This window comes from Skermanella aerolata KACC 11604 (assembly GCF_000936425.1).
In the GTDB taxonomy this organism is placed as follows: domain Bacteria; phylum Pseudomonadota; class Alphaproteobacteria; order Azospirillales; family Azospirillaceae; genus Skermanella; species Skermanella aerolata.
Window position 1 is genome coordinate 267,553 of the sequence record NZ_AVFK01000003.1, and the last position, 22,017, is coordinate 289,569.

Annotated in this window: 19 protein-coding genes; 16 read left to right on the plus strand and 3 right to left on the minus strand. The window is 65.0% G+C overall.

Annotation, left to right across the window (positions count from 1 at the left end):
• Nucleotides 1–190: 190 nt before the first annotated feature.
• Both N826_RS39720 and N826_RS06445 read left to right on the plus strand, forming a co-directional pair.
• The gene (locus N826_RS39720; RefSeq protein WP_052830880.1) at nucleotides 191–1,960 is read left to right on the plus strand and encodes a DUF4214 domain-containing protein; all 1,770 of its coding nucleotides are present in this window, start codon (nucleotides 191–193) and stop codon (nucleotides 1,958–1,960) included.
• Nucleotides 1,961–2,133: 173 nt separating this feature from the next.
• Entirely contained in the window at nucleotides 2,134–2,340 is a 207-nt protein-coding gene (locus N826_RS06445; protein WP_044426785.1) for an anti-sigma factor family protein, read from the plus strand.
• Between the two features lie 163 nt (nucleotides 2,341–2,503).
• On the opposite strand, the gene N826_RS06450 is transcribed toward N826_RS06445, so the two are convergent.
• Complete coding sequence (locus N826_RS06450) at nucleotides 2,504–3,484, minus strand: 2-hydroxyacid dehydrogenase (RefSeq protein ID WP_211099223.1); 981 nt, start codon at nucleotides 3,482–3,484, stop codon at nucleotides 2,504–2,506.
• Nucleotides 3,481–4,266: a GntR family transcriptional regulator gene (locus N826_RS06455; protein ID WP_044426786.1), complete on the minus strand. Its 786-nt coding sequence runs from the start codon at nucleotides 4,264–4,266 to the stop codon at nucleotides 3,481–3,483. The genes N826_RS06450 and N826_RS06455 overlap by 4 nt, the downstream gene beginning before the upstream one ends.
• A 183-nt stretch (nucleotides 4,267–4,449) precedes the next feature.
• On the opposite strand from N826_RS06455, the gene N826_RS06460 reads away from it, so the two are divergent.
• From N826_RS06460 to N826_RS06475, 4 genes are all read left to right on the plus strand, one after another.
• A complete protein-coding gene (locus tag N826_RS06460; protein ID WP_044426789.1) occupies nucleotides 4,450–5,652 on the plus strand; it encodes a mandelate racemase/muconate lactonizing enzyme family protein in 1,203 nt (400 codons plus the stop codon).
• A gap of 10 nt (nucleotides 5,653–5,662) precedes the next feature.
• The gene (locus tag N826_RS06465) at nucleotides 5,663–6,430 is read left to right on the plus strand and encodes an SDR family oxidoreductase (protein ID WP_044426792.1); all 768 of its coding nucleotides are present in this window, start codon (nucleotides 5,663–5,665) and stop codon (nucleotides 6,428–6,430) included.
• Nucleotides 6,431–6,455: 25 nt separating this feature from the next.
• Nucleotides 6,456–7,487 carry an L-idonate 5-dehydrogenase gene (locus N826_RS06470; RefSeq protein WP_044426795.1) on the plus strand — a complete coding sequence of 344 codons (1,032 nt, stop codon included), beginning with the start codon at nucleotides 6,456–6,458 and terminating at the stop codon, nucleotides 7,485–7,487.
• Nucleotides 7,488–7,572: 85 nt separating this feature from the next.
• Nucleotides 7,573–8,595 (plus strand): TRAP transporter substrate-binding protein, encoded by a 1,023-nt coding sequence (locus tag N826_RS06475; protein WP_044426798.1) that lies wholly within the window; start codon nucleotides 7,573–7,575, stop codon nucleotides 8,593–8,595.
• Between the two features lie 239 nt (nucleotides 8,596–8,834).
• Here the strand turns inward: N826_RS06475 and N826_RS06480 are convergent, their stop codons facing one another.
• Nucleotides 8,835–9,923: a branched-chain amino acid aminotransferase gene (locus N826_RS06480; protein ID WP_044426799.1), complete on the minus strand. Its 1,089-nt coding sequence runs from the start codon at nucleotides 9,921–9,923 to the stop codon at nucleotides 8,835–8,837.
• Nucleotides 9,924–10,262: 339 nt separating this feature from the next.
• Between N826_RS06480 and mtoX the strand changes: the two genes are divergently transcribed.
• The 10 genes from mtoX (at nucleotide 10,263) to N826_RS06530 (ending at nucleotide 22,003) form a co-directional block, all read left to right on the plus strand.
• Nucleotides 10,263–11,633, plus strand: coding sequence for a methanethiol oxidase (gene mtoX, locus N826_RS06485; protein WP_280178440.1), 1,371 nt, complete (start codon nucleotides 10,263–10,265; stop codon nucleotides 11,631–11,633).
• 16 nt (nucleotides 11,634–11,649) lie between these two features.
• Nucleotides 11,650–12,369, plus strand: a complete 720-nt coding sequence (locus tag N826_RS06490) for an SCO family protein (RefSeq protein WP_211099224.1) — start codon at nucleotides 11,650–11,652, stop codon at nucleotides 12,367–12,369.
• Between the two features lie 181 nt (nucleotides 12,370–12,550).
• A complete protein-coding gene (locus N826_RS39725) occupies nucleotides 12,551–14,158 on the plus strand; it encodes a right-handed parallel beta-helix repeat-containing protein (RefSeq protein WP_052830881.1) in 1,608 nt (535 codons plus the stop codon).
• 119 nt (nucleotides 14,159–14,277) lie between these two features.
• Nucleotides 14,278–14,961, plus strand: a complete 684-nt coding sequence (locus tag N826_RS06500) for a TetR/AcrR family transcriptional regulator (protein ID WP_063772210.1) — start codon at nucleotides 14,278–14,280, stop codon at nucleotides 14,959–14,961.
• A 197-nt stretch (nucleotides 14,962–15,158) separates the two neighbouring features.
• Complete coding sequence (locus tag N826_RS06505) at nucleotides 15,159–16,424, plus strand: FAD binding domain-containing protein (RefSeq protein ID WP_044426805.1); 1,266 nt, start codon at nucleotides 15,159–15,161, stop codon at nucleotides 16,422–16,424.
• A 40-nt stretch (nucleotides 16,425–16,464) separates the two neighbouring features.
• Nucleotides 16,465–16,767: a DUF485 domain-containing protein gene (locus N826_RS06510; protein WP_044426807.1), complete on the plus strand. Its 303-nt coding sequence runs from the start codon at nucleotides 16,465–16,467 to the stop codon at nucleotides 16,765–16,767.
• On the plus strand, nucleotides 16,764–18,437 hold the full coding sequence (actP, locus tag N826_RS06515; RefSeq protein WP_169789294.1) for a cation/acetate symporter ActP: 1,674 nt from the start codon (nucleotides 16,764–16,766) through the stop codon (nucleotides 18,435–18,437). The genes N826_RS06510 and actP overlap by 4 nt, the downstream gene beginning before the upstream one ends.
• A 28-nt stretch (nucleotides 18,438–18,465) precedes the next feature.
• Nucleotides 18,466–18,909: a cupin domain-containing protein gene (locus N826_RS06520; RefSeq protein ID WP_044426809.1), complete on the plus strand. Its 444-nt coding sequence runs from the start codon at nucleotides 18,466–18,468 to the stop codon at nucleotides 18,907–18,909.
• Nucleotides 18,910–18,941: 32 nt separating this feature from the next.
• Complete coding sequence (locus N826_RS06525; protein WP_044426810.1) at nucleotides 18,942–20,594, plus strand: acetolactate synthase large subunit; 1,653 nt, start codon at nucleotides 18,942–18,944, stop codon at nucleotides 20,592–20,594.
• Nucleotides 20,595–20,617: 23 nt separating this feature from the next.
• Nucleotides 20,618–22,003, plus strand: a complete 1,386-nt coding sequence (locus N826_RS06530) for an aldehyde dehydrogenase family protein (RefSeq protein WP_044426813.1) — start codon at nucleotides 20,618–20,620, stop codon at nucleotides 22,001–22,003.
• Nucleotides 22,004–22,017: the final 14 nt, after the last annotated feature.

Consider the following 22,017-nt stretch of genomic DNA (forward strand, 5'->3'; position numbering starts at 1 on the left):
CGACAACCTATCAGCCATATGCAGGTATGTCGTGTCCCAGAACCGACAATCGGCAGCGGCCGGGTGCCGGCAAAGCCGGCTCATCGGGTTCAGGGCGCCGTAGCCATCCGCCCACTGCCTATGGAGCCTATGAGAGGTCGCATGGATTTCGCTTAAAATAGCTTGGAAAATGTTCCGGCGGGAGAGTGCGATGTCTCATGATCTTACGGGGGCGACTGCGGCGACCATCGACGGCTGGGAGTTCCTCGACAATTCGCCGGAAGTTACCGGTCTCGCACTTGAAGGCGGGACACTGGATGGCAGGAAGAAGGTGGCGTATACCGCCACCTTCGACGACTTGTCGCCGGTCGCGATCAAGGTCGACATGGGGTCGGCGACGTCGGAGCTGAAATTCTACCTGGACCCGACGATCACCAACAACTCCGGCATCGACTGGAACACCTTCAGGACCAGCCTGGTATCCGAGAACTATCCGGCGGCGCAGGCCGGGGACTTGCAGGTACACCCGGTCTTCTCGCATTTCCATGACGCGAACATTCCGGGCTGGACCAGCCCCAGCGGCATGAACTTCACAACCTTCCTGGGCATGAACACCGGCAAGGCGTCCCTGACCAACAATACGTCCTTCGGCGGCATCAACGGCGCCGACGAGCTGTGGACCTATAGCGGCTCGGTCGATGACGGGGCGACCCAGAACTGGCAGAACATCGGGATCCACCAGTACCACGAGATCGATGTCGGCGGCGGCGCCATACAGGGCGGCGACTTCTACATCGTGCTGGAGCCGAACTTCTGGCCGGTCCACGACCGCATCATGCCGACCGCACAGGCAGTCTACGAAGACTTCAGTTTTGCCAACGCCCATAGCGGGACGGCGCGGAACGATCTGGTCTTCGGCTACAACGGCGCCGATGACCTCGGCGGCGGCGCCGGTGACGATATCCTGGCCGGCGGCGTCGAGAACGACACGCTGTCCGGCAACGACGGCGCCGACTGGCTGTTCGGCGGCTTGGACGACGACCTGATGATCGGCGGCGCCGGCAACGACATGTTCGACGGCGGAGGCGGTGGCGATACCGCCATCTGGGCGTCTGCCCGTCTGGCCAATACGATCACGCTGGTCGCCGACGGCGCCGACACCGTCTCCGGCTCCTTTGGCGTCGACCGGATCGAGCGGACCGAACGCCTCGTGTTCACCGACGGCGAATTCGTGACGGGGACCGGCGACGAAGCGGCGCAGGCCTATCGCCTCTACGGCGCCACGCTTGACCGCGAGCCCGATCCGGGCGGCCTGAAGGGCTGGACCTCCGCACTGCGCGATAATGGCGTGACCCTGGAGCAAGCGGTCGAAGGCTTCATCGGATCGCCCGAGTTCCAGTCGCGCTACGGCAACCTGAACGATTCCGACTTCGTGTCGCAGCTTTACCGCAACGTCCTGGACCGGGAACCGGGCGGCGCCGAGGTGCAGGGCTGGGTCGATGCGATCGGGACCGGGACGACCCGTGCCCAGGTGGTGCTGGGGTTCTCGGAATCCACCGAATACGTCGAGAATACCCGCCCGGCCGTGGAGGAAGGCCTGTGGCTGCGCGACGACGATGCCGCGTCGGTCGCACGGCTCTACAGCGCGACGCTGGACCGGCTCCCAGATCAGGATGGGCTGGCGAACTGGACCGACGCGATCAGGACCGGCACGCCGCTCCAGCAGGTCGCCGACGGCTTCGTCGGCTCGGCCGAGTTCCAGGCCCGCTACGGCAACCTGGGTGATGCGGCCTTCGTCGACTTGCTCTATGACAACGTCCTGGACCGCGCTCCCGATCCGGAGGGGCTGAGCGCCTGGACCAACGCACTGGCGGCCGGCATGACGAGGTCCGAAGTCGTCACCGGGTTCTCGGAATCCCTGGAGTATATCGGCATCCGCGCGCCCTTCATCGATCAGGGCGTCTGGCTGGCGGAGAGTTGACCGGTCACCTGCCCTGAGTTCCGTCGTTCAGGGGTTGCAAAGATAATTTATGGTTAACTTTTTGTTAACCATAAATCCGCCAGGATGATTCGCTGGACGGCAAAATGCCGCCCGGCGAATCATCCGAACCGCGGCGGACCCGCGGCCCGCGAGAACAACGAGGGAGAGCCGCCATGTCCGATCTGTTCGACGACGCCGTCCTGGGTGCCTATGTGGATGGCGAACTGAGCGCCGAGCAAGCCGCTGCGGTCGAGCGCCTCATTGCCACCAACCCGGAGGCCCGGCAGATGGTCGACTCCATCCGCGAAATCACCCTGCTGGTGCGCGCCGCCGCGTTCGAGGGGATGTTCCCGGGCTATCCGCTACGCCTCGCATCCTGAGACCTCGAAACTTAAGATTGACCGGTGAGTTCCGGCAAAGATGTCGGGCTGAAGAGGCCCGACCTACAAAACCAAGCGCGGGCAAAAGCACGCTGGCGTAGGTCGGGCCTCTTCAGCCCGACATCTAATGCTCCAGACCGGTCAAACTCTTCGGCCCTTGATATCAGGCCCGCTGCCTGACGACGTTGACGAGGGGTTCCCCTCGGACGCCGCGCAGGATGTTGTCCGCGATCGTCTTCTGGCGGCGGCGGATCGTGCCATGGGTCCAACCCGACATGTGCGGGGTCATGACCACGTTGGTAAGCTCGTGAAACGGCAGTCTTGACGGCAAGACGCCGTTCTCGCCCGGTTTCGGGTACTGGTACCAGGTGTCGATCACGGCACCCGCGATCCGTCCTGCCGTCAGCGCTTCGTAAAGCGCCGCTTCGTCGATCGTCGGCCCGCGCCCGACGTTGAACACGACGGCGGACGGCTTCATCGCCTTGAAGGCCTCAGCCCCGACGATGCCGGCGGTGCCGTCCGTCAGCGGAACCGAAACGACGATGAAGTCGGCGCTCTCCCAGAAACCGCCGAGGTCGTTCAGCAGGAAGGACCGGTCGAGCAGGGGGGATGCCACCACCGGACTGCGGTTGGCGACGTGGACCGTCATTTCGAACGCCTTGGCGCGGGTGGCGATGGCCTTGCCGATATGCCCGAACCCCAGCAGGCCGATGGTCCTCCCCGCCAGCTCGTCATGAACGCGCTCAGCTGCACCCGCCCAGTATCGCCAGTCGCCCTGGCGCAGGCGGCTGTCGGCATCGGCGAGTGGGACGTGCCGCGCCAGTAGCGCCGCCATGACGTATTCGGCGATGGCCTGCTCGTGTCCGAAGCAGTTGCAGACAGCGGCGGAGGCCGGAAGCGCCTCCAGATCGACGGCGTCGTAACCGGCGCCGGGAACGTGGAACAGGCTCAGCTTGGCCGGCGTGGGCAGCGTGCCGCTGTACTTCGTCCCGACGATCACGTCGGCGGCGGCATAGGTCCGCCGGTCGGCTTCGCTCGAAAGCTCGTCCGGCAGCACGGCGATCTTGGCATCGACATCGAGAAGGCCGGCGAAGCCCGGGCTGAACGAGGAGGCGTTTTCACCGTGGAAGACGATCAGCATCATGTGTCCTTGCGGGGATTGGGAATAAGGGGTTCGAGGCTGCAATCGAGCAGCGAGGGATCGACCTCGCGCTCCATCGTGTCGAACATGCTGTCCACGAAGTCGATCAGCGCATCCGACGCGGTCATCGCCTGGGCGACGTGGCGGTTGGCGACGGCGTCCAATATGGCGAGGTGACAGTCGATCGTCGTGTGGACGTTGGCGTCGCCCTTGATGTGGGTGTGGTGGATCCAGCCGATCCGGCGAAAGATCGTGTGTAGGGGGCGCATGGTGTGTTCGAGGAACGGCTCGGCGGCCGCCGTCAGTATCAGCCGGTCGATCCTGCGGTCCAGCACGTTGAACTCGCCGGCGGTCATGCCGTCGCGTCGCTCCCGCAGGACGCGCGCCACGTGGAGAAGCTGGTTGCGATAGGTCGGGCTCGACTTTTCCGCGGCGAGACGGATGACGAAGCGCTCCAGGTCGCGCCGCAACTGCAACAGCATCCGTTCGCGGGCAAGGTCGATCGGGGCGATCTGGACGCCGTGGCGGGGCCGGACCAGGATAAGCGTATCGTTGGCCAGCCGGGTCACGGCCTGATGGACAGGAGTCCGGCTGAACCCCGTCATCTCCTGGAGGTCCTGGATCGCCAGGAACCGGCCGGGCTTCAGCTCGCAATTGACGATAAGATCCTCGATGCGCTCATAGGCAAGTTCGACCAGGTTCACGCGGTTCTGGCGGCGCGGTGCCGCCGCTTCGTCCTGACCGGCCGCGACCAGTTTCGGCAGCGCCCGTTTACGTCCGGCCATGCATGCCTCCTTTGAAATGCCTGCGAAGCGGGACCCTGATCCCCGCATCGGGACCACGACACCAGTCTGGCAGACCTTTTAAAACATGTTGTGATATTTTACCAGCGCGCATATAGTCCCGCGCCATACGGTGGTAACCGCTGCTGCAAGGCTCCACCGGATCGTGTGGGGAGGAAAACAACGATGAAGATCACGTCCATCGAGACTCTCAGGACCGAGGAGTTCTCCAACGTCCTCTGGGTCCGGGTCCATACCGACAGCGGCATCATCGGACTTGGCGAGACGTTCTACGGCGCTGGCGCGGTCGAGGCGCATATCCACGATACGCTGGCCGGGCGCCTGCTGGGCCGCAACCCGCTGCATATCGAGGCCATCCACCGCGACATGGTCAACCTGCCGATGGCGCAGTCGTCCACCGGTGCCGAGTACCGGGCGGCCTCCGCCGTGGACATCGCGCTGTGGGACGTCTTCGGCAAGGTCTGCGGCCAGCCGGTCCACCAGATGCTGGGCGGCCTGTGCCGCGACCGGACGCGAATCTACAACACCTGCGCCGGCTACAAATACGTGCGCTCCACCAACATCAAGCCGGTGTCGAACTGGAACCTGGGCGAGGCCGGCGGCCCGTTCGAGGATCTTGACGGCTTCATGAACCGGGCCGACGCCCTGGCGGAAAACCTGCTGGAGAGCGGCATCACGGCGATGAAGATCTGGCCGTTCGATCCCGCCGCCATCGAGAACCACGGGCTTTTCATCACCGCCGAGCAGATGAAGAAGGCGGTCGAACCGTTCGAGAAGATCCGCAAGGCGGTCGGCGACAAGATGGAGATCATGGTCGAGTTCCACTCGCTGTGGAACCTGCCGACCGCCAAGAAGATCGCCAAGGCGCTGGAACCCTATTCGCCCACATGGTTCGAAGACCCGATCCGGATGAACTCGCCGCAGGCGCTGGCGGAATACGCCCGCTCGACCGATGTCTGGGTCTGCGCCAGCGAGACGCTAGGCTCGCGCTACCCCTATAAGGAAATGCTTGACCGGGATGCCGCGCATGTCGTCATGGTCGATCTATGCTGGACCGGCGGCCTGACCGAAGGGCGCAAGATCGCGGCCATGGCCGAAACCTACCACCGCCCTTTCGCGCCGCATGACTGCATCGGACCGGTCGGCTTCGCCGCCGCCGTCCATGCCTCGTTCAGCCAGCCGAACACGCTGATCCAGGAATCGGTCCGCGCCTTCTATACCGGCTGGTATAAGGAACTCGTTACCGAAGTGCCGGCCATCGAGAACGGCTACGTCTACCCGATGGAAGGCCCCGGCCTCGGCACCGAACTGCTGCCGGCCGTGTTCGAGCGTTCCGATCTCACCGTGCGCCGTTCGGCGGCAGCCTGAGGAATATACGATGTCCACCAACCTGTTTTCATTAGAGGGCCGCACGGCCCTCGTCACCGGCTCGTCGCGCGGATTGGGCCGCGCGATGGCCGAAGGGCTGGCCGCCGCCGGTGCCGCCGTCGTGCTCAACGGCTCCGACCAGGGCCGCCTGTCGGCCGCCGTCGCGGAGATGCGGGCGGCCGGGTACTCGGTCCATGAAGCCCGCTTCGACGTGACCGACGAGACGGCGGTGGTCGCCGCCTTCGAGCGGTTCGACGCCGAAGGCATCGAGATCGACATCCTTGTCAACAACGCCGGCATCCAGTTGCGGAAGCCGATGGTCGAGCTTGCCACCGACGAGTGGCGCAAGGTGATCGAGGCGAACCTGACCAGCGCCTTCGTGATCGGACGCGAAGCGGCAAAGCGGATGATCCCGCGCGGTCGCGGCAAGATCGTCAACATCGGCTCCCTGACCAGCGAACTCGCCCGCGCCACGGTCGCGCCCTATACCGTCGCCAAGGGCGGCATCAAGATGCTGACGCGCGCCATGACGGCGGAATGGGCGGGGCACGGCATCCAGGCCAACGCCATCGGGCCGGGCTACATGCTGACCGACATGAACCAGGCGCTGGTCGACAATCCGACTTTCGACGCCTGGGTCAAGGGCCGGACGCCGTCCAGGCGCTGGGGCAAGCCGGACGAACTGATCGGCACCGTCGTCTATCTGGCGTCACCCGCGTCCAACTACGTCAACGGCCAGATCGTCTATGTCGACGGCGGCATGCTGGCGGTGCTCTGAAGCCCGGCTACCGGAGGAAATTTCCATGCTCGGCGTTGTCATCCATGCTCCCAAGGACCTTCGGGTCGAGGAAATCGCGGCAACCGAACTGGGTCCGCGCGACGTCCAGGTCCGGATCGAGTCCGGCGGCATCTGCGGCTCCGACCTGCATTACTACCACCACGGCGGCTTCGGCACGGTGCGGATACGGGAACCGATGGCGCTGGGCCACGAGATCGCCGGCACGGTCGAGAAGGTCGGGGACGAAGTCTCGCGCGTCGCGCCGGGCGTGCGGGTCGCCGTCAACCCCAGCCGGCCTTGCGACCAGTGCCGCTACTGCCGCGCCGGCCAGCATAACCAGTGCCTGGACATGCGCTTCATCGGCAGCGCCATGCGCTTTCCCCATGTCCAGGGCGGTTTCCGCCAGAACCTGACGGTCGATGAGAAGCAGGCGATCCCGATCGCATCCGGCATGACCATGGCCGAAGCGGCGATGGCGGAGCCGCTGGCCGTCTGCCTGCACGCCGCCAGTCGGGCAGGTTCGCTGATGGGCAAGCGGGTGCTGGTGACGGGCTGCGGCCCGATCGGCGCGCTTTCGGTCGTGGCGGCGCGCTTCGCCGGTGCGGCGGAGATCGTCGCGACCGACGTCAGCGCCTTCCCGCTGTCGCTGGTCGAAAAGGTCGGTGCGACCCGCGCGATCGACATCGCGGCGGACCCTGACGCCCTCGCTCCCTACGCGCAGGACAAGGGGAGCTTCGACGTGCTGTTCGAGGCTTCCGGCAACGAGGCGGCCCTGCGCGGCGCGCTCGACGCGGTGCGCCCCGGCGGGATCGTCGTCCAGCTTGGCCTCGGCGGCGACATGAAGCTGCCGATCAACCTGATCGTGGCCAAGGAGATCCAGTTGCGCGGGACCTTCCGCTTCGACGAGGAGTTCCAGCTTGCGGTCGACCTGATGGGCAGCGGCTTGATCGACGTGAAGCCGCTGGTAAGCCAGACGGTGCCGTTTCAGCAGGCGGTCGAAGCCTTCGAACTGGCGTCCGACCGGTCGCGCGCGATGAAGGTGCAACTGGCGTTCTGACCAGCGCTGGGAAACGCCGTCAAAACCAACGAAACGAATGACCGGCCGGCTCCATTCGGGAAGCACCGGTACAAGGGGGGAAAGTATGAAAAGCTTATTGAAATCGGGCCTCGTGGCTGCCCTGGTAGCCTGTTCGGTCCTGCCGGCCTCGGTGGCATCGGCGCAGGAGATCAAGAGCCGCACCATCAAGCTCGCCTTCGTCAATCCGGCGGGGTCAGCCCATGACCTGGGCGCTAAGCGGTTCTCCGAACTCGCCAGCCAGAAGAGCGGCGGCAAGCTGAACGTCAAGCTCTATCCGGGCGGCGTGCTGGGCGGCGAGGCGGCCGTGGCCTCGTCGCTGCAAGGCGGCACCATCGAGATGTCGATGATGGGAACCGGCTTACTGACCGGCATGGACAAGGACTTCGGCATCTTCGACACGCCGTTCCTGTTCGACGACGCCAGGGAAGTGGACGTCGTGCTCGACGGTCCCGTTGGGACGAAGCTGATCGAGAAGCTTCCGGGCAAGGGACTGATCGGCCTGTCCTATTGGGACCACGGCTTCCGCATCCTCACCAACAGCAAGCGGCCGATCTCCAAGGGAGACGACATCCAAGGATTGAAGATCCGCGTACAGCAGATCCCGGTCTTCATCGACGCCTTCTCGGCCTTCGGCGCCAATCCGATCCCGATGCCGTTCCCGGAGCTTTATACGGCACTCGAGACTGGCGCTGTGGACGGTCAGGAGAACCCGTTCATCTCGGTCGATACCAACAAGTTCTACGACGTCCAGAAATACGCATCCAACACCCGCCACGCCTATTCGCCGCTGCTGGTGCTGGCCGGTAAGAAGTTCTGGGACCAGCTCTCCAACGACGAGCGCGCCATCCTGATGGACGCTGCCAACGAAGCGAAGCCATACCAGCGCGACGTGTCGCGCAAGATGGACGCCGAGGCGGCGGAGACCTTGAAGACCCACGGCATGACGATCACGGACGTCTCGCCGGAAGAACGGTCGCGCATGCGCGACAAGCTGAAGCCCGTCATCGAGAAGCACGAGAAGACGATCAACACGGCGCTGGTGGAAGAGCTGAACGCCGAAATCCAGAAGGTGCGCGCGGCGAAGTAACGCCACGAGCCGAAGAGTTCGACCGGCGGTCGGCAAATGTTGGGCCACGGCCCAACTTACGAAGCAGGAGCCTGTAGGTTGGGCCGTGGCCCAACAAACACTGTCCACACAGGTCGATGTCTTCGGCCCTTGTTATAACGCCGCCGCACATACCGAAACCTCGGAAACGAAAACGGCCGCGTCATGCCATGACGCGGCCGTTTCCATTCCGACTGTCGACTGCCGATGCCCGCTCCTGCTTAGGAGATCGAGTGCAGCCAGCCGTAGACGTCCTCGCGCGATCCCCGCTGCATCCCGACCAGCCTCTGGCGCAGGTCGTGGGTCACCGTGCCGACCCCGCCGCCGCCGATGGAGAACTCTCCTCCGGCATGGCGGACGCTGCCGATCGGGGCGACGACCGCGGCGGTGCCGCAGGCGAAGGCCTCCTTCAGGCGGCCGCTGGCGGCGTCCTGCTGCCACTGGTCGAACGAGTAGGCCTTCTCCTCGACGGTGATGCCGGAGTCGCGCGCGATGCGGATCAGCGAGGCGCGGGTGATGCCCGGCAGGATCGTTCCGAGTGGCGGCGTCACGATGCTGCCGTCGTCCATCACGAAGAAGATGTTCATGCCGCCGAGTTCCTCGACCCAGCGGTGCTCCGCCGCGTCCAGGAACACGACCTGATCGCAGCCGTGCTGCGCCGCTTCGGCCTGGGCCAGCAGGCTGCCGGCATAGTTGCCGCCGCATTTCGCGGCACCGGTGCCGCCATGGGCCGCCCGGCTGAAGGCGTCGGAGATCCAGACCGAGATCGGCTTTTCGCCGCCCTTGAAATAGGCGCCGACCGGGCTTGCGATGACGCAGTAGATGTAGCTGTGCGCCGGGCGCACGCCAAGGAAGGCTTCGCTCGCGAACATGAAAGGGCGGATGTAGAGGCTGCTGCCGTCGCCGGACGGCACCCAGTCGCGGTCGATGCGGACCAGCTGTTCGATCGACTCCAGGAACAGCTCTTCCGGGATTTCCGGCATCGCCATGCGCTTGGCCGAGGCCTGGAACCGGCGGGCGTTTTCCTCGGGCCTGAACAGGGTGATCGTCCCGTGGCCGGTCCGGTAGGCCTTCATCCCTTCGAAAATTTCCTGGGCGTAATGCAGGACGGCACTGGCGGGATCGAGCTGGAAAGGCGCGCGCTGCCGCACGGAGGCGTCATGCCAGCCCTTGTCGAGATCCCAGGATACCGTGACCATATGGTCGGTAAAGACCTTGCCAAACCCCGGATTTTCCAGAATCCGCGCGCGTTCGGCTCCCGGCACGCTGTTCGGGCTGGGGACGACACGAAACTCCGGTTTGTTATCCAAAATCCTCTCCTCTTGAACCACTATCGCGATCTGGCTTCAAAGCGAACATGTCCACGTCCTTGTAGGCTTTCGCGGGCCTGTCTCCAATGCTTTCAATATGCCGGGCGATGTCATCACCGCAATAAATGCCGTGCCGACGCCGCCGAAGCGATACTTATCTGCGCAATGCCAGCCATGCGCATGCCACTCCGTTCGCTCCGGCCTTTCGGGAAATGAAGTATTAGCAGCGCGGCGTATCCCGGCAGGAACCTTAAGATAAATCGACGCGCAACTCACATCATATTAAAATTCACCTTTTCGGTCGCGGCAGCGATGAAACAAGATCCGGGGACGGGAACCATGGACTCCTCGATACGATCTCTTGCCGATCTCATCCGGCGTCGGATGGCTGGCGCGGGCCGTCTGGCCACGACGGTCATTCCGGCCGGCGTTCTTCTGGCCGCCGCCTCCGTCCTGTCCCCGGTACCCGTCCGAGCGGACGAGACCTGCATGTCGCCCTTCATGCCCAAGATCACCGGCCAGGAAGACTACGTCTATGTCTGGACCCTCGGCGTCGAGGGCCTGGGCGACGGCTTCGACAAGCTGGTGACGGTCGATGTCCGGCCGGGTTCCCCGACCTACGGCCAGGTGATTTCCAGCGTATCGGTCGGCGGCCGCAACGAGGCGCACCATGGCGGGTTCACCGACGACCGGCGCTATTTCTGGGCCAGCGGCCTGGATACCAGCAGGATCTTCATCTTCGACATCCACACCGATCCGGGCAAACCGAGGCTGGAGCGGACGATCGACGACTTCGTCCAGGCGACCGGTGGTGTCGTCGGTCCCCACGGAGCCTATGCCCTGCCGGGCCGAATGCTGATGTCCGGCCTGTCAAACGTCAAGGACGAAGGCGGGCGCACAGCCCTGGTGGAATACACCAACGACGGCAAGTTCCTCGCGACCCACTGGATGCCGACCGCCGAGGACCCGCGCGGCGCGCAGATCGAACAGGTCGCCGATGGCTATGGCTATGACCAGCGAGTCTTGCCGCGCAAGAACGTCATGCTGACCTCGTCCTTTACCGGCAAGGCCAACTACATGATGGATTTCGGCAAGCTGGTGCAGGACCCGGAAGCGATGAAGCGCTTCGGTCAGACCGTCGTACTGTGGAACTTCCACGAACGCCAGCCGCGCAAGGTGTTCCATGTTCCGGGAGCGCCCCTGGAGATCCGATGGGCCTGGGGTCCGGACCACAACTACGCCTTCACGACGACGGCGCTGACCTCGAAGATCTGGCTGATCCATGAGGATGCCGGCGGCGAGTGGCACGCCGATCCGGTCGCCGATATCGGCAACCCGGCGGACATCCCGTTGCCGGTCGACATCAGCCTCAGCGCCGACGACAAGACCCTGTTCGTCGATACCTTCATGGACGGCAAGGTCAGGGTCTTCGACGTCGCCGACCCCCATGCGCCGAAGCAGATCCATGAACAGAAGATCGGCGCCCAGGTCAACATGGTCTCCCAAAGCTGGGACGGCAAACGCGTCTACTTCACCACGTCGCTGCTGGCTAACTGGGACAAGAAGGGCGCCGACGACGAGCAGTTCATCAAGGGCTACGACTGGGACGGGCGGGAGCTTCACCACCGCTTCACCATCGACTTCAAGGAACGGCAATTGGGCCGGGCGCATATCATGCGTCTGGGCGCCGACAGCCTCTACACCAACTGAATCGGGAGGGCCGGCCGTGCCGAGGCATCCTGACGTGGTGCTGCCGCTGCTGTTCGGCGCGGCGATGGCGTTCCTGGCGGGCGGGCAGGGCGCCGTCGCCGGCCCAGCGCACGACCACGGCCATGGCAGTCCGCCCGCACAATCGGCGCGGCCCCCCGGCTTCGACTACGATCCGCCCGAACCGGGAAGCTACCGTTTGCCGCCGCTCGGTGAGGCGGCGGACGGCGAAGCATTGGATGAAACCGGCGCGGAGCGCCGGCTTCACGGGTTGATGGCGGGAAGGATCGCCGTCCTCAGCTTCATCTACACACGCTGCACCGACATTTGCCCGCTCGGCACCGCGCTGATGCGCGACCTGCACGAGGCGGCCGCCGCCGACCCGGCGCTCACCCCGATCCTGCGCCTCATCACCATGAGCTTCGATCCGGACCACGACACCCCCGAGGTCATGGCGCTCCAGGCGCAGTCGCTGAGGACCGGCGACGAGGCGGACTGGTCGTTCCTGACCGCCCGCGACAAGGGTTCGCTAGGGGAAATCCTGGCCGCCTACGGCCAGCGGGTGCTCGCCAACCCGGCGCCCGACGATACCGGCGGTCCCCTGGCCCATCAGCTCCGGGTCTACCTGATCGACCGGAGCGGCAAGATCCGCAACATCTACAGCCTGGACTTCCTCGATCCCCGGCTGGTGCTGGCCGACATCCGCACCCTGGCGTTGAAGGAAAGCGCCGGACAGTGACCGGCCCTACCGCATGGTGAACCGGTAGAAGAAGATGCCATGTAACTGTGTTAATTTTGAGCTTTCCTGCCTACCACTTTTGCACATAAACTAATTAGGTAATAAATTTTGCGAGCCTTTACCTCCAAATTGGAGTTATAGGGCTTGTGAAATGGCATATCTACCACTCGGCATTTCTGCTTTGGCGGCAACTGTAGTTCCCTACGAAAACGCCAAGCCAATCGCCATCAAGTGGGTTTCTCCGACCGGCAACAATGCGACGGCGACCGGTTCGGCATCCTCTCCCTACAAGACCATCCAGGCGGCCGTGAACGCGTCGGCGCCGGGCACCGCCATCATGGTCAAGGCCGGCACCTACACTGAGAACGTCAAGATCACGAAAAGCGGCACGACCGACAAGCCGATCTGGCTGGTGTCGGCGGACGGCGAAGGCTCCGCCACGATAAAGGCGGCGAATGCCGGGCTCGCGGTGGTCTACGGCTATGGCATGGACAATGTGGTGGTCAAGGGTTTCCAGCTTTCGGGCGGCACCGAGGGCATCAAGTTCACCCAGGGCGGCACCAACCTGACCAACATGGCGACCAACATCGTCATCGAGGAAAATCACGTCTATGGCCAGAAATACGACGGTATCAAGACGGCGCAGACGGTCGGCATCGCGATCACCGGCAACACGATCCATAACATCGCCACCCAGGAAGGCATCGACAACGTCTACATGCGGACCGGCGTCATCGCCAACAACGAGGTCTACGACGTGCGCGGCCTGTCGGGCATCGTCGTCAAGGCCGGGACCCAGAACGTCAAGATCCTGAACAACTTCGTCCATCACGTGCCCGACGGCATCCTGGTCGGCGGTTTCAGCGACAGGCCGGGCTCGATCTTTCCGATCGGCCTCAACTACCAGGCTAAGGGCGTGACCGTCCAGGACAACAAGGTTTCCGCCGCCAAGCAGGCGATCAATGCCTATGGCGCGGTCGACAGCATGGTCAAGGAGAACGCGCTGAGCGGCACGGGCACGCTCTGGAACGTGCATGTCGGAACCGACAACCTCGGCTACGCGTCCAAGAACTTCCAGATCGTGAACAACGACGTTTCCCAGGTCAAATGGCTGTATGCGGCATCGGGATCGGTCAGCGTCAACAGCGGAAACAGCATGACCGCGCCCTTCGACGCTTCGACTCTCGGACCCAACGCATTGAAGATGTATGCGGCGGCATCGGGATCGACGCCCACGACCGGCGTCAAGACCGACACTGCCGTCCATGACTGGAAAGACGGCGCGCAGGCGACCAGGAGCATCGGCGGCACCGGTGCCGCCGACACGCTGACCGGCACCTCGGGCAACGACCACATCGACGGCGGCAGCGGCATCGACCGGATGACCGGCCTCGGCGGCGACGACTACTATGTGGTCGGTTCCAAATACGACATCGTCGTCGAAGCGGCGGGAGGCGGACGCGACACCGTCCTGCTGTGGACCAATGAATATACACTTGCCAACAACGTCGAGAACCTCGTCATCGTGACGTCGGGTGGTGCTACGGTGACCGACAACGCCCTGGACAACGTCTTCACGGCTGGCGCCGGAGCCGACACGTTCATCTCCAAATCCGGTCACGACCTGATCCGGGGGTTCAAGGTCGGCGTCGACTTCATCGACATGGACGCGGCCGGCGTCACGGTCGCCAGGACGGCGACGGATGACATGGTGATCCAGCATGGAACGGCGTCGGTGACGCTAGCCGGCGTCGACTACCACATGCCGCTTAGCAGCATCCTGATCTGAATGTGGATCCGGCGTCGCGGCGTCCCAGGTTGCCTCCGCAGGTGCGCATGCGTCAATCGCTGCCTTTTCGGCGTTGCGCATGCTAATCTGTTTATCGAATGATAAAGGAGGTCCGGTCCATGTCTCGCATCCCGACAGTCAAAACAGCCGACAAGCGCCGGCTGGAACCCAAGGAACGGGAGCTGGAAATCGTCCGGGGCGCCGTGGCCTTCTTCGCCGAATTCGGCTTCGACGGCTCCACCAGGGAGTTGGCGGCACGCCTCGGCATCACCCAGCCGCTGCTCTACCGGTACTTTCCAAGCAAGGAGGCCCTGCTCGACCGGGTCTACGAGGAAGTCTACGTCAACCGCTGGAACAAGGAGTGGGAAACCCAGCTCCGGGACCGGGCGGTCCCGCTGGAGGACCGGTTGGTCCGCTTCTACCGGGGCTACGCCAAGGTCATCCTCAATTACGAATGGGTCCGGCTGTTCATGTTCGCCGGACTGAAGGGGCTGGATTTCAATGCCCGCTATCTGGCGTTTCTTAGGTCCTCCGCCTTCGACCTGATCGCCCGTGAAATCCGTCTGGAACACGGCATGCCGACCGACGGCCCGATCCTGAACGAGGAGGCCGAACTGATCTGGGGCCTTCATGCGGCGATCTTCTATCTGGGGGTCCGCCAGTTCATCTACGGCATGCCGGTTCCGGACGATCTCGACGCCGATCTGGCGCTCCGTGTTCGAGCGTTTCTGCGCGGCATGCCTGCGGCGGTCGGAGACCTGATCCACCAGGAAGGCGCCGGCCAAGCGCGTCGGGCCGGCTGAATTTATCACCTGATAAATAGTTGTTGACACGATCAGTTGGCTGGGCGCATTGTTTGTTTATCGAACGATAAACATTGCGCCGGGGATCGTGGGTTGGCTGGGATGCGTCGAAGCGGACGCCGTTCTTCCCCCTCCGGAATGCGCAGGATCGGTCCGCCCGCCGACCACCGGCGGCGGACCCAAACGGAGGACGCACCATGTCGACGACCCGCTCGAGCACTCCCGAGTCACGACCCGGCCACAAACCGAGAGCCATCATCGTCGGCGGCTCCATGGCCGGCCTCTTCGCCGCACTCCTGCTCCGCCGCGCCGGCTGGCAGGCCGACGTCTTCGAGCGGGTAGGGGCCGAGCTGTCCGGCCGGGGCGCCGGCATCGTGACCCATTCGGAACTGTTCGACGTGCTGAAGCGCGCCGGTATCGACAGTCAGGCGGCGCAGGTCGGCGTTTCGGTTTCGGGCCGGCGCGTCTTCGGCCGCGACGGCTCGATCGTCGGCGAACTGCCGTTCCGGCAGATCCTAACTTCCTGGGGTCACCTCTACGGCCTGCTCCGCGCAGGATTGCCGGATGCCTGCTACCATCAGGGCCGGAACCTCGACCGCATCGAGGAAACCGACACCTCGGTCACGGCCCATTTCAGCGACGGCACGTCGGAAGAGGGCGACCTGCTGATCGGCGCCGACGGCATCTTCTCGACCGTCCGCTCCCGGTTCGCTCCCGACGTGCAGCCGTCCTATGTCGGCTATATCGCGTGGCGGGGACTGGTGGACGAGTCCGAGCTGTCGCCTGATACGCAGGATGCGCTCGGCGACCATTTCGCCTTTTCGCTGCCGCACGGCGAGCAGATGCTGGGCTACCCCGTGGCCGGCCTGGACGAGGCGATGGAGCGCGGCCGCCGCCGGTTCAACTTCGTCTGGTACCGTCCGGCCGAGGCCGGCGGTGTCCTGCGCGACCTGCTGACCGACGTCGACGGCGTATCGCAACCCTTGTCGATCCCGCCCAACAGGATACGGCCCGAGGTCACCGCGGCACTCCGCCGCGATGCGCGGAACCTGCTGTCGCCCCAGTTCGCCGAAGTGGTGGACAGGACGGCACAGCCCTTCATCCAGGCGATCCAGGATCTCGAATCCCCGCGAATGGTGCTGGGCCGGCGGTCCGTAATCATCGGCGACGCCGCCTTCGTCGCACGGCCCCATGTCGGCATGGGCGTCACCAAGGCCGCCGGCGACGCCGACGCACTGGTCCGGGCGATCATCGACCATCCCGGCGATCTCTCAAGCGCTCTCGCCGCTTTCGAAGCGAAACGGCTGGCTTTCGGCTCCGCCGTGATCCGCCGCGCCCGTCAGCTCGGCGCCTACATGCAGGCCCAGATCCTCGACGCTGAGGAACGCGCGATGGCGGAGCGTCACCGCCGTCCGGAAGCGGTGATGGCGGAAACCGCCTGTGCCACCGGAATCATGGCCTGATCGAACAATACGAAACATCGGAAACAAGGGAGGAAAGAGCATGTCAAAGCTCGATCAAGTGGTCTCGCATCCCATCTTTCGGCAGCTGGCGCAGGAGAGGTCCCGTCTCGGAACGGCGCTCGCCACGATCCTGGCCGTAACCTACTTCAGCTACATCCTCACGGTCGCGTTCAGGCCATCGACGCTCGGGGTTCCGCTCCATGACGGAACCGTCATCACCTGGGGGCTGGTGCTGGGCGTCGGCCTGCTCGGCTTGGGCTTCGTCCTCACCGCCATCTATGTCGCTTTCGCCAACAGCCGCCTCGACGAGCTGAGCCGGCGCCTTCAGGAGGACCTGCGATGACCGTTGCGTTTCCCGTTTCCTCCCGTTTCCCCGCAGCGCTTCTCGCAGGTCTGGGAGCCATCATGGCCGCCGGTCCCGCCTGGGCCGACGGCCTGACCGGATCGACGACGCGCCAGAGCCTCAATCCGATCGCCATCTCCATGTTCCTCGCCTTCGTGGTGGTCACGCTCGGGATCACCTTCTGGGCGGCCCGGCGCGGCACCCGGACGGCCAGCGACTACTACGCCGCCGGCGGGGGCCTGAGCGGCTTCAAGAACGGGCTGGCGATTGCCGGCGACTATACCTCGGCGGCGACCTTCCTCGGCGTCACCGCGCTGGTCTACACGTCGGGCTACGACGGCATGATCTACGCGATCGGCTTCCTGGTCGGGTTCCCGATGATCCTGTTCCTGATCGCCGAACCGCTCCGCAACCTCGGCCGCTACACCTTCGCCGACGTCGCGGCCTATCGCCTGTCGGAGGTTCCGATCCGGACGGTCGCCGGCATCAATACGCTGGTCATCGTCCTGTTCTACCTGATCGCCCAATTGGTCGGCGCCGGCAAGCTAATCGAGCTGCTGTTCGGGCTGCCCTATTACATGGCGGTCGGGATGGTCGGGGTCCTGATGATGCTATACGTGACCTTCGGCGGCATGCTGGCCACCACCTGGGTCCAGATCATCAAGGCGGTTCTGCTGCTCTCCGGTGCCGCACTGATGTCTGTGCTGATCCTCAGCCGCTTCGGCTTCAGCCTGGAGGCGCTGTTCACCCAGGCCATTACCCTGCATCCCAAGAGCGTCGCGATCATGGCGCCGGGCGGGCTGGTCAAGGACCCCATTTCCGCCATGTCGCTGGGTGTCGCCCTGATCTTCGGCACCGCCGGTCTGCCGCATATCCTGATGCGCTTCTTCACCGTCGCCGACGCCCGGCAGGCCCGCATGTCCGTCCTGGTCGCGACCGGCTTCATCACCGTCTTCTATACGCTGCTCTTCGTGATCGGCTTCGGCGCCATTGCCCTCGTGCTGGGGGATCCGTCCTTCAAGGATGCCGCCGGGAACCTTGTCGGCGGGACGAACATGGTGGCCCTTCATCTGGCCAATGCGCTCGGCGGCTCGGTCCTGCTCGGCTTCATCTCGGCGGTAGCCTTCGCCACCATCCTGGCCGTCGTGTCGGGCCTGACCATCGCCGGAGCCTCGGCCGCCAGCCACGACCTCTATGCCCGCGTCCTCCGCCGGGGCCGCGTCAGCGAAACTCAGGAAGTCCGCGTTTCCAAGCTTGCCGCCATCGCGATCAGCGTCGTCGCCATGGGCCTCGGCATCCTGTTCGAGAACCAGAACATCGCCGTCATGGTCGGTCTGGTCTTCGCCATCGCGGCCAGCGCCAACTTCCCGATCATCTTCCTGTCGGTCGCATGGAAAGGATTGACGACGCGGGGCGCCGTCGCCGGCTCCCTGATCGGGTTGTCGAGCGCCCTGATCCTGGTGGCTCTCGGCCCCAGCGTCTGGACCGTCACCCTCAAGCTCGGCGCAGCACCCTTCCCCTACGACAACCCGGCGCTCTTCTCCGTGCCGCTGGCGTTCCTGACCTCATGGATCGTCTCCAGGCTCGACCGGACCGAAGCCGCCACTATCGTCAAACAGGCTTTCGCCGCCCAGCACGTCAAGGCCCAGACCGGCCTCAGCCTCACCTGAGCCCAAGCCTTATCCAAGGAGCCACATCATGGAAAAGCCCGTCATCACCCAATGGCCGAGCGCCCCCGCCGACTGGTCCGCCCAGCGCCGCGAGGAATTCGCGGCCAGGGCCGGCAATGGTCAAGTCGGCAACCGACTGGTTTCCCAATCCGACCGGGTCCGCGTCTGGTCCCTCAGCCTCAAGCCCGGCGAGCGCATCGCCTTCCATACCCATGTGCTCGACTACTTCTGGACGGCGGTGACAGCGGGTCGGGGCCGCTCCCACTTCGCAGACGGTCGCGTCTCGGAGATGACCTACCAACCCGGCGACACCCGGCACCATACCTATGCCGCCGGCGAGTTCATGATCCACGACCTTGAAAATATCGGCGATACTGACATGGTGTTCACGACGGTCGAGTTCCTGGACAGCGCCAATGCGCCGCTCGACCTGCCTGCCGACGTCACCGCCGGCCTTTCCAGGGCGGCGTGACCCTCAGCGATCTTTCCAAGGGAGTCCCGGCCATGAACGCCGCAGAGCTGCTGGTACGCTGTCTCGAAAACGAAGGGGTAGACCGGATATTCGGCATCCCCGGTGAGGAGAACCTCGATGTCGTCGAAGCTCTCCGCCGCTCCTCCATCGAGCTTGTGCTGACCCGGCACGAACAGTCCGCCGCCTTCATGGCCGCCACCCACGGACGGCTGACCGGCCGCCCCGGCGTCTGTATCAGCACGCTCGGTCCGGGAGCGCTCAACCTCGCGACCGGCGCCGCCTATGCCCATCTGGGCGCCATGCCGATGATCCTGATCACCGGCCAGAAGCCGATCCTGTCCAGCCGGCAGGCGCGTTTCCAGGTCGTGGACGTGGTCGCCGCCATGAAGCCGCTGACCAAGATGTCGCGCCAGATCGTCAGCGGTTCCGTCATCCCGACGCTGGTGCGCGATGCCTTCCGCGTCGCGATGGAGGAACGTCCCGGTCCCGTCCATCTGGAACTGCCCGAGGATATCGCCGGAGAAGAGGTGCCCGATCTCGCGATGGTGCCGCCGCACCCGATCGAACTTCCGGTGGCACCATCGGCGGCGCTCGACCGCGCGGCTGCCATGATCCTGTCGGCCGAACGTCCGCTGGTCATGATGGGGGCGGTTGCCAGCCGCCCGCGTCTCGCCGCCGGATTGTCGGACTTCGTCCGCCGCACCCAGATCCCGTTCTTCACGACCCAGACCGGCAAGGGATCGGTCGGGGCCGGCTCCAACCTCTACATGGGCACGGCGGCGCTCTCCGAACGCGACTACGTCCACGACGCGATCGACAGGGCAGACCTGATCCTCGCCATCGGTCACGACACGGTCGAGAAGCCGCCCTTCATCATGGGCGAGCGCGGACCGAAGGTGATCCATGTCGGCTATACGCCCGCCAATGTCGAGCAGGTATTCTTCCCCCACGCCGAGGTCGTCGGCGACGTCGGTCCCAGCCTCGCCTTGCTGGCCGACCGGCTCGAGGGCAAGCTCAAGACGGCGTCGGCGCTGGCGCCGTTGCGGAAGCAGATCCTCGACCGCATCCTCGACCGGGCGACCGAAAGCCGCTTCCCGCTGACGCCGCAGCGCATCGTCCACGACGTCCGGCAGGTCATCCCCGAGGACGGCATCGTGGCGCTCGACAACGGCATGTACAAGATCTGGTTCGCCCGCAACTACCGCACCCATGTCGCCAATACGCTGCTGCTCGACAACGCGCTGGCGACCATGGGCGCCGGATTGCCCTCGGCCATGATGGCGGCCCTGCTGCACCCCGAGCGGCGCGTCCTGGCGGTGTGCGGCGATGGCGGCTTCATGATGAACTCGCAGGAAATGGAAACCGCCGTCCGGCTCAAGCAGAACCTCGTCGTGCTGATCCTGGAGGACAAGGCTTACGGCATGATCCGCTGGAAGCAGGCGGTGGACGACTTCGCCGACTGGGGCCTGACCTTCGGGAATCCCGATTTCGTGAAATACGCCGACGCCTATGGCGCGACAGGATGGCGGGTCGAAACGGCCGACGGGCTCGCCCCGACGCTGGAAAAGGCCTTCAGCGCCGGCGGCGTCCATCTCGTCACCGTTCCGGTGGACTACTCCGAGAACACCCGCGTCCTGGTAGACGAACTGCGCAACCGGGATCAGGCGCCGTCAGCGCAAGGCTGATCCGAACCGGAAGGCTGACCGACATGACCATCGAAGTGCGTGCCCCTTTCGACAGCCGGCTGATCGACACCGTCGAGACCAGCGGCGCCGAAGCTGTCGAAGCGGCGCTGGAAACCGCCTACCGTCTGTTCCGGGACCGGAGCGCTTGGTTGCAGCCGGCGAAGCGGGTGGAGATCCTTCGTCAGGCGGCACGCCTGATGACCGATCAGGCCGAACATCTCGCGGTCGAGGCGGCGCGCGAGGGCGGCAAGCCGCTCATCGACTCCCGCGCCGAGGTCGCGCGGGCCATCGACGGCGTCCTCAACGCCTCCGAGCTTCTGCGTTCGGAAGGCGGCAGCGTCGTGCCGATGGGCGGCACGCCGGCTTCAACAGGTCGGATCGCCTTTACGACGCACGAGCCCATCGGCGTCGTGGTCGCGGTCAGCGCCTTCAACCATCCCCTGAACCTGATCGTCCATCAGGTCGCCCCCGCTATCGCCGCCGGCTGCCCGGTCATCGTCAAGCCGGCGGAGGCGACACCCTTGTCCTGCCTGCGCTTCGTTGCCATCCTGCGGGAAGCCGGATTGCCCGAGGCGTGGTGTCAGGCGCTGCTGACCGAAAGCAGGGAGGTGACGGGCAAGCTCGTCACCGACCCGCGCGTCGGTTTCTTCAGCTTCATCGGCAGCGCCGCCGTCGGCTGGAGTCTCCGCGCCCGGCTCGCTCCCGGCACCCGGTGCGCCCTGGAGCATGGCGGTGCAGCACCCGTCATCGTGGCCCCGGACGCCGATCTGGCGGCGGCCGTGCCGCTGATCGCCAAGGGCGGCTTCTATCATGCCGGGCAGGTCTGCGTCTCGGTGCAGCGGGTCTTCGCACACCGCTCCATCGCGGCCCGATTGGCGCGGGAACTGGCGGACGCCGCCGGGAAACTCCGGGTCGGCGATCCCTTGCTGGCGGAGACGGAAGTCGGCCCGCTGATCCGTCCCGGCGAAGTCGCCCGCGTCCATGAATGGGTGGAGGAAGCCGTTGCGGGGGGAGCCGAGCTGCTGTCCGGAGGCCGTCCGCTGTCGGAGACCTGCTATCCGCCGACCGTGCTGCTGGAGCCGCCGCCCAACTGCCGCCTGTCCACCCGCGAGGTCTTCGGCCCCGTCGTCTGCGTCTACGCCTATGACGACCTGGACGAGGCGATCGGGCGAGCCAACGCACTGCCTTACGCGTTCCAGGCAGCGGTATTCACGCGGGACTTCGCGACGGCCTTCCACGCCTACAGCCATCTCGACGGCTCCGCCGTCATGGTCAACGACCATACGGCGTTCCGCGTCGATTGGATGCCGTTCGCCGGCTTGCGCCAGTCCGGTCTCGGCGTCGGCGGGATTCCTTACACGTTCCGCGACATGACGATCGAAAAGCTCTTCGTCGGCAAGATGGTCTGATCCAACAATACGGG